The sequence below is a fragment of the Soehngenia sp. genome, from assembly GCF_055108775.1.
In genome coordinates, this window is the sequence record NZ_JBSQIL010000012.1 from 1 (window position 1) to 16,391 (window position 16,391).

19 protein-coding genes and 1 other annotated feature (1 of these 20 running past the window's edge) are annotated in these 16,391 nt (G+C 32.0%); of the genes, 13 read left to right on the forward strand and 6 right to left on the reverse strand.

From position 1 onward, the window contains the following. The 12 genes from ACTB1H_RS02905 to ACTB1H_RS02960 all read left to right on the forward strand — a co-directional run. The coding region (locus ACTB1H_RS02905; RefSeq protein WP_463261331.1) for a TVP38/TMEM64 family protein at positions 1–545 on the forward strand (545 nt) is incomplete at its 5' end. Beyond that, complete coding sequence (gene proC / locus ACTB1H_RS02910; RefSeq protein WP_463261332.1) at positions 542–1,348, forward strand: pyrroline-5-carboxylate reductase; 807 nt, start codon at positions 542–544, stop codon at positions 1,346–1,348. The genes ACTB1H_RS02905 and proC, both read left to right, overlap by 4 nt. Positions 1,349–1,361: 13 nt before the next feature. After that, complete coding sequence (locus ACTB1H_RS02915; protein WP_463261333.1) at positions 1,362–2,060, forward strand: LiaF transmembrane domain-containing protein; 699 nt, start codon at positions 1,362–1,364, stop codon at positions 2,058–2,060. Between the two features lie 210 nt (positions 2,061–2,270). After that, positions 2,271–2,846, forward strand: coding sequence for a glycerol-3-phosphate responsive antiterminator (locus tag ACTB1H_RS02920; protein ID WP_463261334.1), 576 nt, complete (start codon positions 2,271–2,273; stop codon positions 2,844–2,846). 18 nt (positions 2,847–2,864) lie between these two features. Continuing rightward, positions 2,865–3,482, forward strand: a complete 618-nt coding sequence (gene dhaL / locus ACTB1H_RS02925) for a dihydroxyacetone kinase subunit DhaL (protein ID WP_463261335.1) — start codon at positions 2,865–2,867, stop codon at positions 3,480–3,482. An 11-nt stretch (positions 3,483–3,493) separates the two neighbouring features. Further along, positions 3,494–3,898 (forward strand): dihydroxyacetone kinase phosphoryl donor subunit DhaM, encoded by a 405-nt coding sequence (gene dhaM / locus ACTB1H_RS02930; protein WP_463261336.1) that lies wholly within the window; start codon positions 3,494–3,496, stop codon positions 3,896–3,898. 12 nt (positions 3,899–3,910) lie between these two features. Further along, the gene (dhaK, locus tag ACTB1H_RS02935; RefSeq protein ID WP_463261337.1) at positions 3,911–4,906 is read left to right on the forward strand and encodes a dihydroxyacetone kinase subunit DhaK; all 996 of its coding nucleotides are present in this window, start codon (positions 3,911–3,913) and stop codon (positions 4,904–4,906) included. A 112-nt stretch (positions 4,907–5,018) separates the two neighbouring features. Then, entirely contained in the window at positions 5,019–5,729 is a 711-nt protein-coding gene (locus tag ACTB1H_RS02940) for an MIP/aquaporin family protein (protein ID WP_463261338.1), read from the forward strand. A gap of 50 nt (positions 5,730–5,779) precedes the next feature. Further along, positions 5,780–7,276 carry a glycerol kinase GlpK gene (gene glpK / locus ACTB1H_RS02945; RefSeq protein WP_463261339.1) on the forward strand — a complete coding sequence of 499 codons (1,497 nt, stop codon included), beginning with the start codon at positions 5,780–5,782 and terminating at the stop codon, positions 7,274–7,276. A 17-nt stretch (positions 7,277–7,293) separates the two neighbouring features. After that, positions 7,294–8,733, forward strand: a complete 1,440-nt coding sequence (locus tag ACTB1H_RS02950; RefSeq protein ID WP_463261340.1) for an FAD-dependent oxidoreductase — start codon at positions 7,294–7,296, stop codon at positions 8,731–8,733. Then, on the forward strand, positions 8,734–9,987 hold the full coding sequence (locus ACTB1H_RS02955) for an NAD(P)/FAD-dependent oxidoreductase (protein ID WP_463261341.1): 1,254 nt from the start codon (positions 8,734–8,736) through the stop codon (positions 9,985–9,987). Beyond that, positions 9,980–10,342 carry a DUF1667 domain-containing protein gene (locus tag ACTB1H_RS02960; RefSeq protein ID WP_463261342.1) on the forward strand — a complete coding sequence of 121 codons (363 nt, stop codon included), beginning with the start codon at positions 9,980–9,982 and terminating at the stop codon, positions 10,340–10,342. The genes ACTB1H_RS02955 and ACTB1H_RS02960 overlap by 8 nt, the downstream gene beginning before the upstream one ends. Before the next feature lie 58 nt (positions 10,343–10,400). Here ACTB1H_RS02960 and ACTB1H_RS02965 read toward each other — a convergent pair whose 3' ends face one another. Together ACTB1H_RS02965 and ACTB1H_RS02970 are read right to left on the reverse strand one after the other, a co-directional pair. Continuing rightward, complete coding sequence (locus ACTB1H_RS02965) at positions 10,401–10,664, reverse strand: hypothetical protein (RefSeq protein WP_463261343.1); 264 nt, start codon at positions 10,662–10,664, stop codon at positions 10,401–10,403. Positions 10,665–10,683: 19 nt separating this feature from the next. Next, positions 10,684–11,925, reverse strand: coding sequence for a Y-family DNA polymerase (locus ACTB1H_RS02970; protein ID WP_463261344.1), 1,242 nt, complete (start codon positions 11,923–11,925; stop codon positions 10,684–10,686). Between the two features lie 126 nt (positions 11,926–12,051). On the opposite strand from ACTB1H_RS02970, the gene ACTB1H_RS02975 reads away from it, so the two are divergent. Next, complete coding sequence (locus ACTB1H_RS02975; protein WP_463261345.1) at positions 12,052–13,200, forward strand: hypothetical protein; 1,149 nt, start codon at positions 12,052–12,054, stop codon at positions 13,198–13,200. Positions 13,201–13,207: 7 nt separating this feature from the next. Here the strand turns inward: ACTB1H_RS02975 and ACTB1H_RS02980 are convergent, their stop codons facing one another. From ACTB1H_RS02980 to ACTB1H_RS02995, 4 genes are read right to left on the reverse strand one after another with little or no spacing between them, the layout of a single operon-like run. Then, positions 13,208–13,621 carry an OsmC family protein gene (locus ACTB1H_RS02980; protein ID WP_463261346.1) on the reverse strand — a complete coding sequence of 138 codons (414 nt, stop codon included), beginning with the start codon at positions 13,619–13,621 and terminating at the stop codon, positions 13,208–13,210. 53 nt (positions 13,622–13,674) lie between these two features. Further along, a complete protein-coding gene (locus ACTB1H_RS02985; RefSeq protein WP_463261347.1) occupies positions 13,675–14,442 on the reverse strand; it encodes an ABC transporter ATP-binding protein in 768 nt (255 codons plus the stop codon). After that, positions 14,408–15,313, reverse strand: a complete 906-nt coding sequence (locus ACTB1H_RS02990; protein ID WP_463261348.1) for an ABC transporter permease — start codon at positions 15,311–15,313, stop codon at positions 14,408–14,410. Before ACTB1H_RS02990 ends, ACTB1H_RS02985 begins: the two co-directional genes overlap by 35 nt. 11 nt (positions 15,314–15,324) lie before the next feature. Beyond that, complete coding sequence (locus ACTB1H_RS02995) at positions 15,325–16,290, reverse strand: ABC transporter substrate-binding protein (protein ID WP_463261349.1); 966 nt, start codon at positions 16,288–16,290, stop codon at positions 15,325–15,327. A 49-nt stretch (positions 16,291–16,339) separates the two neighbouring features. Next, positions 16,340–16,391 (reverse strand) — a binding site (T-box leader); it runs 187 nt beyond the window's last position.

Below are 16,391 nucleotides of genomic sequence, written 5' to 3' on the forward strand. Positions count from 1 at the left end.
TTGCAAGTTTTTTTATTTTACTATTGTATTTATTAAAATCCATATCAATTATTCCGCCTATTATGGCTCTATACATAGTTTCAGGTATGATTTTTCCAATATATTGGGCTATACCATTAAATGTACTAGGGGTTGCTATTGGATTAACCTACTCTTATAGAATAGGCTATTCATCAGGGGAGATTTTAAAAAATAGTATATTAACTAAGTACGAAAAGTTAAATGAATTCTATGCTGTTCTAGTAGACAATGAGTGGTTTTCTGCTTTTATTATTAGAATTGTTGGGATTTTACCACATGATGTAGTTAATATGTTTTTTGGGTCAATTCAAATGCCGTATTACAAATATATGACAGCATCTATATTTGGATTAATACCAATGTTGATATTATCTACTATAATTGGAAAGACAATTACCGATCCAACTTCAATTGAATTTATATTAGCTGTAACTATGAGAATCATTCTTTCAATTGCTGCTTCGATAGTTTATAGAATAATTGTAAATAGATCAAAAAAAACAAAAAAGGGAGGGTTAATTTGAATAAAGTAATTGGATTTATAGGTGCAGGGAACATGGGAGAACCTATGATAAGAAAACTTATAGAAGAAAATGTCTTTAAAAAAGACAACATCATGGTGACTGCTAAAACTTTTGAAACTAGGCAAAGAATACATAACAACTTAGGAGTTAAAATATGTGAGGAATTATCAGAGATTGCTACAAACGCTGATTATTTGGTACTTGCAGTCAAACCTAATCAGTATGAGGAAGTATTACATCAAATAAAAGATGTTATTAAAGAAAATGCAATTGTCATATCAATTGCTGCTGGTATTAGCTCAAAATTCATGAAAGAAAATTTAAACGATGGTACAAAATTTGTAAATATTATGCCTAATACACCTGTTTTAGTTGGAGAAGGATTGATTGCATTGTATCCTAATGACACATTAGACAAAAAAGATTATGTTGAATTATTGTCAATATTTAAAGCCTTTGGTAGAGTAGAGTTAGTGGATGAAAAATTAATGGATGCAGTTACAGCTGTAAGTGGTTCTTCTCCAGCTTTTGTGTATGTGATGATTGAAGCAATGGCAGATGCAGCAGTATTATCTGGATTAAAAAGAGATCAAGCTTATACATTTGCCGCTCAAGCAGTATTAGGAGCTGCTAAAATGGTTTTGGCAACAAATGAACACCCAGCTAAATTAAAGGACAATGTTTGTTCTCCAGGGGGTACTACAATTGAAGGCATTAGGGAATTGGAAGAAAAAAATTTTCGCTCTGCTATAATTGATGCATCTTTAGCAGTAGCTAAAAAAAGCAAAAGCATGAGTAAATAGGGAGGGGATTTAGTTGAAAAGTAGACACATAGTAGGTATAATTTTAGTGATTTTAGGTACTATATTTTTATTGGATGAATTAAATATTTTTTATTTTGGAGATATATTTAGAACTTATTGGCCACTTCTAATAATTCTATATGGAGTTGGCATATTATTTGACAAAACTAAATCTAAATTGTTTGGTGCTATTGTAGTCTTATTTGGAGTTATTGTTCAGCTTAGCAAATTAGATTATCTTGATAAAGGCATTATGAATTACTTCTTGCCTTCTTTGCTAATTCTTATAGGAATAAACTTAATATTTGAAAGTGAAAAAAACAAAAAAAAAATAATAGAGATTGATTTTGACAAAGCCGATTTCGAAAAGAATATAACAGAGGATAATTTTATTACTCATACTGCTTTGTTTTCAGGATTGGATCTATATATTACTAATGATGATTTTATGGGAGCAAAATTGAATGCAATATTTGGAGGAATTAAATTAGATTTAATGAACATTAATCCTAAAAGAAATATTATTGTGATAGATTCAAATGCAATATTTGGAAGTATAGATGTTAAAATACCAAGTGACTGGAATGTAAAAGTAGAAGGGACACCATTGTTTGGAGAGTTTTCTAACAAGCAAAAAAGAACATATGTTGAAGGTGCTCCAACAGTTGTGTTTAGAGGTTTAGCTTTATTTGGTGAAATCAAGATAGATTAGGTTATTAATATGATATTGTTAAAATAAAAACATAGAATTTTCGAAAAATTCCATAAATGTTATTGACATGTAATAGTACTTGTAATATCATATAGTTAGATAAATAATGATGTTTAAAAAAGACACGAGATGAGAGAGTCTTTAAGTACTTTCTTTTTTCGTGTATTTTTTTATTAAATAGGAAATCGTTTGATTATATGGAGGTAATTCATGAGAAGAGCTGATTTAATAAATATTTTAGAAGAAAATCCTGTTATCGCAGCTATCAAGGATAAAAACGATCTTCAATTAGCTATAGATTCTAATTGTCCAATTATTTTTATATTAAATTCGGATATAATTGAATATACATACATCGTAGAAAGGATATTAAAAGCTAATAAATATCCTTTTATTCATCTAGATATGTTAACAGGACTAGCATCAAATCCTATCGCTGTGGATTTCATAAATGAAAAATTTGGTGGTAAAGTTGGGATAATTACTACTAAGACCAATATTGCCGAAGCTGCTGTACAGAAGGATTTAAGAGTAGTAGAAAGGCTTTTTGTGATAGATTCGCTTTCTATAGATTTAAATATAAAGAATATAAAGAAGGTAAATCCAGATTTAGTAGAGGTTATGCCTGGTGTTATACCTAAAGCAATATCTCGAATAAAAGCAGAGATACCTAATATCAATGTAATAGGTGGAGGTTTGATAGAAACTAAAAATGAGGTATTTGAATGTCTTAAAGCAGGGGGGTTAGGGATTTCTACTACCAAAAAAGAGCTATGGAATTCTTAATAAAAATGGAGGGGCAACATGAATAAATCTATTTATAGTTATATTAAAGCGATGGCAGATACGATAAATGAAAACAAAGACTTTTTAACTCAGCTAGATGCTGAAATTGGCGATGCAGATCATGGTACGAATATGGCAAGAGGATTTAACACTGTTATCACCAAGATTAACGAAAATGATACTGATGTTAGCGATGTTTTAAAAAGAGTTGGTATGGGATTAGTTTCTTCAGTTGGTGGAGCAAGTGGACCTTTGTATGGGACTATGTTTTTAAAAGCTTCCAATGTAGCAAAAGAAGCGGATATAACACAAGAAGTTATTATGAATATGTTTAAGGCAGCATTGGATGGAGTTAAAGAGAGGGGAAAAGCAACTAGAGGAGAAAAGACTATGATAGATGCTATGGAACCTGCTTATGAAGCTTTCGCAGAAGTTATAAATTCGGGTGGAAATTTGATGCAAGCTTTAGAAAATGCAGTAAAGGCTGCTGAAGAAGGAGTTGAGTACACAAAAACAATAATTGCAACAAAGGGAAGAGCAAGTTATTTAGGGGAAAGATCTATTGGGCATCAGGACCCAGGGGCAACTTCGTTTACACTAATATTGAAATCAGTTCTAGAAAATTATAAAAATTGAGAGGTGAATGAATGGTTGGTATAGTTATAGTTTCACATAGCAATAAGATTTCAGATGGGATTGTAGATATGTGTAGAGAAATGGCAGGAAAAGATCAGATTATTATATCGGCTGGAGGCATGGAAGATGGTAGCATTGGAACAGATGCAGTAAGGATTGCTAATGCAATAGAAAATGCCGACACTGGAGATGGAGTATTAGTTCTTGCAGATTTGGGGAGTGCTATACTTAGCACAGAAATGGCTATGGATATATTAAATGATAACTCTATAAATATAGAAATAAAGATAGCAGATGCACCTATTGTAGAGGGAGCGATAGCGAGTTCAATAGAAGCATATTTAGGCGGCAACTTAGAGTCTTGCTTAAAAAAAGCTGAGGAAGCAAAGAATTTTATTAAACTAAATAAAAAATAGGGGGATAAGTTCATGAAAAAAATAATCAATAAACCAGAAAATGTAGTAGATGAAATGCTAAATGGTTTTGTCAAGGCATATCCTCAATATGTTAAGAGGCTAGAAAATCTAAATGTAATAGTAAGAAGCAATCCTAAGACAGATAAAGTTGCATTAGTCAGTGGTGGTGGAAGCGGACATGAACCAAGTCATGCTGGATTTGTTGGAGAAGGAATGTTAGATGCAGCAGTAGCAGGAGAAGTTTTCACATCTCCTACCCCTGATCAAGTATATGAAGCAATTAAAGCAGTAGATAATGGGAATGGAGTATTACTCGTAATAAAAAATTACACTGGTGATGTCATGAACTTTGAAATGGCGAGTGATATGGCTAAAGAAGAAGGAATAAAAGTAGAACAAGTAATAGTTAATGACGATGTCGCAGTTGAAGATAGCACTTATACAACAGGAAGAAGAGGGATTGCCGGAACAATATTCATCCATAAAATTGCTGGCGCAAAAGCAGAAATGGGTGGAAGCTTAAATGAAGTTAAAGAGGTTGCTGAAAAGGTAATTAAAAATGTGAAATCAATGGGTATGGCACTAACATCATGCACCTTGCCAGCTGTTGGGAAACCTAGTTTCAACTTAGGTGAAAATGAAATGGAAATTGGCATTGGAATTCATGGAGAACCAGGTACTCATAGAGATCAAGTAAAGTCTGCAAATGAGATAGTAGATGAACTATTAAAAAGAATATTCGACAATATTGAATTAAAAAATGGCGATGAAGTCGCTGTGATGGTCAACGGGATGGGTGCTACTCCATTAATGGAGTTAAACATAGCAAATTTAAGAGTTAATGATGTATTAGTTGATAAAGGTATAAAAATAGTTAGAACATATGTTGGCAACTACATGACTTCACTTGATATGGCTGGTTTTTCAATAACTATATTAAAATTAGATGATGAATTAAAAGAATTATTACTATATAAAGCAAATACACCTGCTTTTGTTCAAATATAGAAATAAAGAAAAATCTATTCTAAGTATATCAATGGTAAAAGAGGAGAGAGAACCATTGCTAAGGTTCTCTATTCTTTTGCCATTATATAAATAAATTATTGGAGGGATTTAAATGTCAACTTTCATGGCGGAATTAGTAGGTACAGCTATTCTTATCATATTTGGTGGTGGAGTAGTCGCAGGGGTTTCATTAAAACACTCAAAAGCACAAAATGGTGGTTGGATTGTCGTTACAGCAGCATGGGGACTTGCAGTAGCATTGGCAGTATATGCTGTTGGAGGTATTAGTGGAGCACACCTTAATCCAGCAGTTACTATTGGATTAGCAGTAATTGGGTCTTTCCCTTGGAGCAATGTTCTTCCTTATATAGTAGCTCAATTAATAGGAGCATTTTTGGGAGCATGCGTAGTTTATCTAGCATATTTGCCTCATTGGGAAAAAACTGAAAGTCCAGAAACAAAACTTGGCGTATTTTCAACAGCACCTGCAATTAGAAATACATTTGCGAACTTATTAAGTGAATTTATAGGCACAGCAGTCTTGTTATTTGGGATTTTGTTTATTGGGACAAATGATTTTTCACCAGGATTAGCTCCATTTGTAACAGGTCTTTTGATTTTTGCTATAGGCTTGTCATTAGGTGGGCCAACAGGATATGCTATAAATCCTGCTAGAGACTTAGGCCCAAGAATTGCACATTTTATTCTTCCAATAAAAGGTAAAGGCGACTCTGATTGGGGATATTCTTGGATACCAGTAGTAGGACCAATTTTAGGTGGGATTTGTGGAGCATTGTTATTCAAGCTTATTTTTGGGATGTAATTAGACATATGATTTAATCGGTTTAAATATTATTTGAATGGAGGATTACAATGAAAAATTATGTAATGGCATTTGACCAAGGAACTACTAGCTGTAGAGCAATTTTGTTTGATAAGGATGGCAAAATAGTGGGTGTTTCTCAACAAGAATTTACACAGATCTATCCCAAAGCAGGTTGGGTTGAACATGATGCAATGGAAATATGGGGAACACAAAGTGGAGTAGCTAGACAAGTTTTAGAAGTAAATGGAATTAGACCAGATGAAATTGCAGCTATTGGTATTACAAATCAAAGAGAAACTACAGTAGTTTGGGATAAGAATACTGGAAGACCAATTTACAATGCTATTGTTTGGCAATGTAGAAGAACAGCAGATATATGCGAAGAACTAAAAAGTAAAGGCTACGAGGATCTAGTAAGAGAAAAAACAGGTTTAGTTATTGATGCTTATTTCTCTGGAACGAAGATAAAATGGATTTTAGACAATGTAGAAGGGGCTAGAGAGAAAGCTGAAAGAGGAGATTTGTTGTTTGGTACAATGGATACATGGCTAATATGGAACTTAACTCGAGGTAAAGTTCATGTAACTGATTATACCAATGCATCAAGAACTATGATATATAACATCAATACTCTAGAATGGGATGATGAATTATTAGAAATTCTCAATATTCCAAAATCAATGCTTCCAGATGTAAGACCATCAAGTGAAATATATGGGACTACTGACGAAAGAACCTTTGGAGGAGCAAATATTCCTATAGCTGGCGATGCTGGAGATCAACAAGCAGCACTTTTTGGACAAGCATGTTTTGAAGAAGGTATGGCTAAAAACACTTATGGAACCGGATGCTTCTTATTGATGAACACAGGAGAAAAACCAGTAAAATCAGAAAATGGACTTTTGACAACAATTGCTTGGGGCATTGATGGAAAAGTAAATTATGCTCTTGAAGGTAGTATATTTATAGCTGGTGCAGCAATTCAATGGTTAAGAGATGAGCTTAAATTGATTTATGATTCCCCTCAAAGTGAATATTATGCTAATTTAGTACCTGATACTAATGGCGTTTATGTAGTTCCAGCGTTTACAGGATTAGGCGCACCTCATTGGGATATGTATGCCAGAGGAGCAATACTAGGATTGACAAGAGGTGTTAAGAGAGAACATATAGTTAGAGCAACTCTTGAATCAATAGCTTATCAAACTAAAGATGTAATTAGAGCTATGGAAGAAGATTCTAAAATCAAGTTGAATAGGTTAAAAGTTGATGGTGGAGCAAGTGCTAATGATTTCTTGATGCAATTCCAAGCAGATATACTTGGAGTACCAGTAGACAGACCAAAGGTATCAGAAACAACAGCACAAGGAGCAGCATACCTTGCAGGACTTGCAGTAGGATTCTGGGAAGACAAAAAAGAAATAGAAAACAAATGGGAACTTGATAAGACTTTCGAAGTAAATATGGAACCTGAAAAGAGAGATAAACTCTATAGAAAATGGTTAAAAGCAGTTGAAAGGTCAAAAGACTGGGAAAGAGATTAAATTGCGAGGTAATGGATATGTATGATTGTATAATAATAGGTGCGGGTGTGGTAGGTGCTGCCACAGCCCGCGAACTATCAAAATATAATTTAAGGATAGCAGTCTTAGAAAAAGGCACAGAGGTTTGCCAAGGGACAAGTAAAGCTAATAGTGCAATTGTTCATGGTGGATATGATGCAGCTTACGGGACTCTAAAAGGGAAATTGAATGTAAGAGGGGCCAAATTATATCAAAAATTATCAAAAGAGCTTAACTTCTCATATGATAAATGCGGTTCTTTAGTGCTTGCATTTAATGATGAAGATGAGAAGAAGCTTGAAGAATTATATGAAAATGGACTTAAAAATGGGGTTGAAGGGTTAAGGATTATTGACAAAGATGAAATTTTAAATATGGAACCAAATGTTTCTCAAGATGTTACAAAAGCTTTATACTGTAGCGAAGCAGGTATTGTATGCCCATTTAATGCAACTTTTGCTTTCATAGAAAATGCTATGGATAATGGAGTGGAATTGTTTTTAGAAGAAAAAGTTGTAAATATAAGAAAAGAGAATGACTATATTTTAGTAGGTACTGAAAAAGGTAGTGAATTTAAGACAAAAATTCTAATAAATTCAGCTGGCCTTTATTCTGATGAAATTGCAGAACTCGCTGGCGATAAAGAATTTAAAGTAAAACCTAGAAGAGGGGAATATAGAATCTTAGATAAAAAAGTTTCTGATATAGTAAATCATGTTATTTTCACTACACCTACAAAAGCTGGTAAAGGGGTACTCGTTTCACCGACTGTTCATGGGAATTTAATCGTTGGACCAACTTCAGATCCGGTTGATGATAAAGAGGATACAAGAACTACAGATAAGGGAATAGAAAAAGTAGACGAAGTAGCGCTGAAATTGGTTCCAAAATTATCATTAAATGAAACGATAAGAGTTTTTGCTGGTAATAGAGCTTCGATAGAACAAGGAGATTTTTTAATATTTGAATCAAAAAATATAAAAGGAATGCTCAACTTAGGGGGAATAGATTCACCTGGTCTAGCTTCATCACCTGCTATAGCAGAAGAAGTAAGGGATTTTGTTTCAAAATATATAGATTTGACGGAAAAGAATAATTTCATAAAAGAAAGGCAAGCAATACCACATTTTAATGAATTAAGCGACGAAGAAAAAGAAAAAATTTTGAAAAGAAATCCTAACTATAAAAAAATAATCTGCAGATGCGAAATGATTACTGAAGGCGAGATAATTGAAGCAATTCGCAGAAATGCTGGGGCTAGGACAGTAGATGGAATAAAAAGGAGAGTAAGACCTGGTTCTGGACGATGCCAAGGTGGATTTTGTGGGCCTAGAATATTAGAGATATTGTCACGAGAATTAGATATTCCAGTTGAGGATATTTTGAAGGAAAGCCAAGGCTCAAATATTGTTGTTGGTAGAACTAAAGGGGTGCTTTAAATGGAATATGATTGCATAGTAATAGGTGGAGGACCAGCAGGACTTGCAGCTGCAATTGAGGCTAAAGATAATGGTGCTGATAAAGTCTGTGTAATTGAGAGAGATAGAGAATTAGGCGGAATTTTGAATCAATGTATTCACAATGGTTTTGGACTTCATGAATTCAATGAAGAATTAACAGGGCCAGAATATGCTGCTAAATTTATTGATGAAGTATACAAAAGAGATATAGATATATTTTTAAATACAATGGTCATAGACTTAACTAAAGATAAAGAAGTTACAGCATTAGGGGATAATGGATTGATTAAATTAAAAGGGAAATCAGTAGTTTTGGCTATGGGATGTAGAGAAAGAACAGCTGGGGCCATTGGGGTAAAAGGATTTAGACCAGCAGGTGTATATAATGCTGGGATGGCACAAAGACTAATCAATATGGAAGGATATCTTGTTGGTAAAGAGGTTGTAATTTACGGATCCGGTGATATTGGGCTGATAATGGCAAGAAGAATGACATTAGAAGGAGCTAAAGTAAAGGCTGTTGTTGAAATAATGCCTCACTCGAGTGGCTTAAATAGGAACATTCATCAGTGCCTAAATGATTTTAATATTCCACTCTTGTTGAGCCATAAAGTAACAGAGATTCATGGGAAAAATAGAGTTGAAGGGGTTACAATTGCAAAAGTTGATGATAAGTTTAATGAAATAGATGGGACAAGAGAATATATAAGTTGCGACACTTTACTTCTGTCTGTAGGGCTAATTCCTGAAAATGAAATCAGCCAAAAAGCTAATGTAAGTATAGATTTAAGAACTAGAGGAGCATATGTAGATAGCAATATGCAAACCGAGATACCAGGTATTTTTTCTTGTGGGAATGTATTGCATGTTCACGATATTGTGGACTTTGTAACTAGAGAAAGCAGAATAGCTGGCAAAAATGCAGCTAGATTTGCAAGAGGAGAATTAAACAATAGCAAATATATAGATGTTTATGCTGGAGATAAATTAATATATGTAATACCTCAAAAGATAGCTTTAGATGATGAAAATGGAGCCCTTATATGCTTTAGAAGTAAAAATATATATAGAAATCCAACTGTAAAGATTTATTCAAACGATAAATTAATAAAACAGAAAAAATATAAGATTATTGTTCCTTCCGAAATGATACAAATACATTTAAAATACGATTATATTAAAGATCTAGAAGGGAATATAATGGTAGATATCGAAGGTGAAAAAAATGATTAGAGATATTACTTGCATAGCATGTCCTTTGGGCTGCGAAATCAAAGTAGAGGATACAGAAAATGGATATTTAATAACTGGTTATACATGCAAGAAGGGAAAAGATTATGCTTTACAAGAAATTACTGATCCCAGAAGAATTTTGACTTCAACAGTTGCTGTAGAAGATGGAGTGTTAAAAGTTCTTCCAGTAAAAACAGACAAAGCAATACCAAAAGATATGTTGCTTAAATGTATGGAGGAAATAAACAAGATTAAAGCAAAAGCTCCAATATATGTAGGACAAGTTATAAAAGAAAATATACTAAATACTGGAGCAAATCTAGTAGCAACTAGAAATTTAGCTAAAAAAGAATGATCTAATGCTTAAAGCATATCTCGGAGATGGGAGAAAGATATGCTTGTTTTGCTTTAATTTACATTTTGAATAAGTACCATTTACAAGTCTCAATTTCATATTTTAATTCAAATGTTCTTTGTAAACCACTTATGATTCCTTCACATCTGTATACAATCATCCTGTTACCTGCAATTTTTTGCATCTCTTTAAAAACAATTTTATCAATTTTTATCACTATATTAGTTTTATTTTCAGTTTCTACTCTAAATCTCAAAGGAATTGGATAATTAGTATTGTTAAACCATGCGATCATTTCTATAGGTTTCATAATTATTTTCATATAGCCCTCCTTAGAAAAATTATAAATAACTTGACATCATAGGATAATTCTCTTCAGCAACTACGCCACCTATGATTGGGTCTATTCCAGAGTAAAGGAACGCAGACCTTATTACAGAACTTTGACCAAATTTTTTTCTTATATTATCAATAGATTTATCTAATATTAGTTCTTTCTCATTAAAATTTTCAAAAAAGGATAGCTGAATAAAATCATCATAAACAAGGGATGAAAGACTTATTGAAAAACATCTAAGTGAGCTATTATCCCACATTTCTTCAAATAAAGCCAAAGCTGTTTTATAGATTGTGTTCGTAGATGAAGTCGGTATATTTAATTTTTTTTGATGAGAATAAGAAAAAAATTCACTTGTCTTTAAGGATACAGAAATTACTTCTGCTTTTATGTTTAGCTCTCTAAGCCTCATTCCGACCATTTCTGAAATACCCAAAAGAACTTTCATAGCTTCTTCTTTAGTGCTGACATCAAAAGGCAAAGTAGTTGAATTTCCAATTGATTTGACTTTAGATTTTGATATTTTTACATCTGAATTTTCTATTCCATTTGCATATTCCCAAATCAAAAGTCCTGGTTTTTTTAGCCAAGAATATATATAGTCTCTATCTAAATGAGCTAATTCTCCTATAGTAAATATTCCTCTTGAGTTCAATTTCTTCTTAGTTCTATAACCTATCATGAAAAGATCTTCCACTGGCAAAGGCCACATTTTTTTTTCTATTTCATCATAAAAAAGAGTATGTATTTTATCAGGTTTTGTGAAATCGGATGCCATTTTGGCTAAAAGCTTGTTTGGACCTATTCCTATGTTAACGGTAAAACCCAATTCTTTTTTTATTCCCTCTTTTATTTTCATAGCAGCTTCCATATATGGCAGATTTCCATTGGTGTAGTCTAGAAAAACTTCATCTATTGAGTAGCGTTGAATAAGTGGTGAATAATCATATAGGAAATCGACCATTGCTTTACTTGCTTTCATATATATATCATAGTGAGGGCTTATAACTATGAGCTCAGGACATTTTTCTAATGCACTATATACACTTTCTCCAGTTTTTATGCCATATTTTTTAGCAGGAATTGACTTAGCCAAGACTATTCCATGCCTTTTTTCTTGATCACCTCCAACTATAGACGGAACATTCCTTAAATCTATATTACTTCCCATTTGTAGATTATGAGCAGCTTCCCAAGAGAGATAAGCTGAGTTTACATCAATGTGAAAAACTATTCTATCATTCATCTTAAAAGCTCCAATCTAAAATATTATGTCTTAATTTTACACGAACAAATGTTCGAAGTCAATATATTTTTTAAATTTATAAAAAAGGGTATAATTTTTAAATAATATAATAGAGGAGATGGTAGGATGAAAGTTTTTTTTATCAGAACTGAGTTAAGCGATTCAGATAAGGAATGCATTTTAATAAAACTTAGGGAACCAGTAGAATTTGCGTACTTAGCGGGAAATTTAAGAGATTATATAAAAGACAAATGCGAAATGAAACTTATCGATTTAGCTGTGACAAAAGAAAATTTAAAAAAAGATTTACTTGATGAAGAACCATCTCTTGTTTTGTTTCAAGGTTACCATGGACAGGAAAATACGATTAACGAAGTCAGTAATTTAACAAAAAATATATTGCCAAAGACAATTATAGCAGTAATAGGAGATTTAAATAGGAGTGAAAAATTGCCATTTGTTGACTTATATTTTAATGTAAATCCTATAGAACAGTTCAATGAAACTATATTGGGGATTGAAGTTGATAGGAGTTTGGATGAAATAAAGACAAAAGTAGATAGCATAGGCATCAAAGGAGAAACTAATATAAATCTTCCGGATAGGAGTGTCTACACCAACGAAAACGAATATTATTTTTTGAACTTTAAATCAACTATAGAAGTATTCACTATTTTCAGAGATAACATATATGAAAAAGGATTAATTGGGAAAAAAAACGGTAAGTTTTATGATATCAAAGATATATCTATGCAAATAGAAACTACAAGAGCTGATGGAATATATTTTAAAGACTTTGATGTTTTTGAAAATGAATATAGGTTAAATGAAATAATAAATTTAATTACTGAAAAGAATTATAATAAAAAGTATTTTGCTGTTGGTAATTGGGATACAATAAAAAGGAACGAAGAGCTTATAAATAAATTTGCCAAACTAGGATTAAAATCATTGATTTTGTATTTTGAATTTCCTAAAGATGAAGAAAAGTGGATTTTGATGGGAGAAGTATTTGATATATTAAATAAATACAGTATAGAGAGTATAATTTATTTAGATACTGAGTTAAATAAAGAGGAAGAAGAAACACTAGTTTTCTGGTTAAAAGAGCGAAAGCAGGCATTAATATATTTATCAGGTGAAGCTCTTAAGAAGAACAATACTATATATAAAAAGTTGCCACTTAATTTTAGCCAATGGAGTAGATGGACAAAAACAGTTGGATTTAATGAAACGCAAAGGAGAAGAAATTATTATAAAAAATATGTGGTATGAAAAGATTTCATACCACTATTTCATAAGTTATAGGTCCTATCTTTCTTAACATAGCACTTACACCACAATATTTTTCCTGGGATAATTTTACAGCTCTTTCTAGTCTTCTAATATCTAAATTCTCACCTTTAAACCTATAAATAACATGAAATGAAGTATATACCTTTGGGTCATTTTCTGTTGTAGTTGCTTTTACTTCTATTTGAATATCATCAACAGATACTTTCATTTTATCTAAAATCATTTTAACATCCAAACCAGTACAACCTATTAAGCTTGCTAACATCAAAGCTTTAGGTCTTGGGCCAAGGTCGTTTCCTCCATTATCAGAATTTGTATCTACGATTATCTCATGACCATCTATATTCATCTTATAGGCAGTATTTCCGATTAAATTTCCTACTACTTTTACTTCATTCAATATATCAGCTCCTTTTTTATAAATATTAGGTATTAGAGTATTTACCCAATTAGTCAAGAAGCAAACTTTTCCTGCAGTTTTTCTTTATATATATCCAATATTTCAGATTCTTTAATACTAATGCTTGGTCTATCAAACACAATATTTCCACTGTCAAGCATAATTATTCTATCGGAATATCTCAAAGCATCTTTTATATTATGAGATACCATTAAAGTAGTGATTTTGTTTTTTTTAATCAACTCTTTTGTCTTTTCTAAAACTACAACTGAAGCTTTCGGATCTAAAGCTGCAGTATGTTCATCTAACAACAATATATTTGGATTTTTCATACTTGCCATTATCAAGGACAAGCTTTGTCTTTGCCCACCAGAGAGATACTTTACTTTTTCGTTTATTTTATTTTCAAGACCAATATTAAAGGATTTCAAAAGATCCATATATCTATCTCTATTTTGCTTTCGTATCAGTCTATAGAGATTGAAACTTTCACCCTTTTTGTCAGCAAGTGCCAAATTTTCTAAGACAGTTAGGTTCAAGGAAACTGATTTAGAAGGGTCTTGATGAACTCTACTTATTTGAATGGACCTTTTTTCTTCTGCCTCATTAGTTATATCTATGCCATTTAATAATATTGTCCCATTATCAGATTTTAGGTTTCCAGAAATCAAATTTAACAGAGTTGTTTTTCCGCATCCATTTGGCCCTATTAAAGCCGTAGTGGTATTTGCTTTTAGGTTTAAATTGAACTCATCAAATACAACTAATATATTATCTCTATCTAAATTAAAGCTCTTTCGCAACTTTCTTATTTCCAACATATTTAGCTCCTCCAATCTTAGATTTTAAATTTTTTATATTCAATTTAGATTCAAAGTTGTTGTATGAAATGAACAATATGACAATTATTGCGCTAATAGCTCTTAAATCTGTCGGATTTAAACCTAAATCAATAGCGATTCCTCCAATAATTTTATACGCACATGCACCTAATATAGAGCGGGTTGTCAATTTTAAAAATGATGAATTTTTTCTTATGCTATCTCCGATAATAACAGAGGCTAATGCTGTTACTATGATAGCATTTCCCATAGTTATATCAGCAAAACCTTGATATTGAGCCATTAAGCTTCCACTTAGTGCAACTAAGCCATTTGATAGCATAAGGCCAAGAGCTTTGAATAAATCGCTGTTTTTTCCTAATGATTTAACTAGATTTTCATTGTCTCCTGTTGCAATTAGCAAATAACCAATTTCAGTCTTTAAAAACAAATCTAATAATATTTTGATTATCAATGCTATAGCAAGTGTTAAAAAAATAGGAGAAGCATCTGTAAATAATGTCTGCTGATTAAAAAGTGCAATATTTGCCTTTCCATTTAACCTCAAGTTTATTGAATAGAGCATGGTCATTGTTAGTATTCCGGACAACAGAGGTTTTATCTTTAGTTTTAAATACAAAAACGAAGTTATTCCTCCAGCTAAGATTCCGAATGTAAAGGATAAAAATGTAGAAAGATATGGATTTAAGCCTAAAATAGCAAATTTTGCGAAGGTAAAAGCTCCAAGTGAAAAACTACCCTCAACTGTTAAATCGGCAGTATCTAATATTTTATATGTTATCATAACACCCATTGCAAGAACTCCAAAAATGAGTCCTTGCTCTATGGAAGTTTTAAATAAATTTATCATCTATTTTCCTCCTAGTCTTTTATAGCTGTAGCATCCTTAAATAGTTCATTATTTGGATCTATATTTAATAAATTTAAAGTATTTTCGTTATACACAGTAGAAACATTCTTTGCCTTTTCTACAGGGATTTCAGAAGGCGACATACCATCTACTAATATTTTCTTTGCCATTGATGCCGTTTGTTTACCTAATTCATAGTAGCTAATTCCTTTTGTAATCAATAATCCACCCTTTATATGAGATTCTTCTGCACCAACAGATATTATTTTGTTCTCATTTAGCTTTTGAGAAATTACTGTTATAGCTGAAGCTATCATATTGTCAGTAATTGCATAAAAACCTTCAATTTCTTTTACAAAAGAATCCATGGCTTGAGGTATTTCATTTATATTAGAAACTCCTTTTTCTATTATTTCCAGATTTAATTTTTTAGAAATCTCTTTTGCATTTTCTATCTGTATTTCTGAATTGTTTTCACTTGTATTGTAGAGTATCCCAATTTTTTTGATTTCAGGGTTTAATTTCTTAAACATTAGCAGTTGTTCTTCAATAGGACTTTCATCACTAGTACCTGTTAGATTGGTATTAGGTCTATCAAAAGATTCTACTAATTCGCTATATACAGGGTCTGTTACAGCACTAAATAGTATTGGGATGTCTTTAGTTGCTTGCTTTGCACTTTGTGCTGCAGGTGTTGCAATTGCATATATTAAATCAACTTTGTCATTTGCAAATTTTTGTGCAATAGATAATGATGTAGGAATATCACCTTGTGCATTTTGATATACTATTTTTACATCAATATTCAATTCCTTAAGTCCATCAATAAATCCTTCTCTGGCTGCATCTAATGCAGGATGTTCTGCTAATTGCACTATACCTACAGTAAATTCATGCTGGGTATCGGAATTAGAAGTGCATGCAGTTAATAGCAATGATAATGATAGCAATAATACGATAAATAAATTTTTTTTCATAACAAATCCCCCTTTTATAAATTAAAAATCTCTCGTTCCTATATAAAAATATAGGGACGAGAGATATCTCACGCGGTACCACCCAAATTGTGACAATTGTC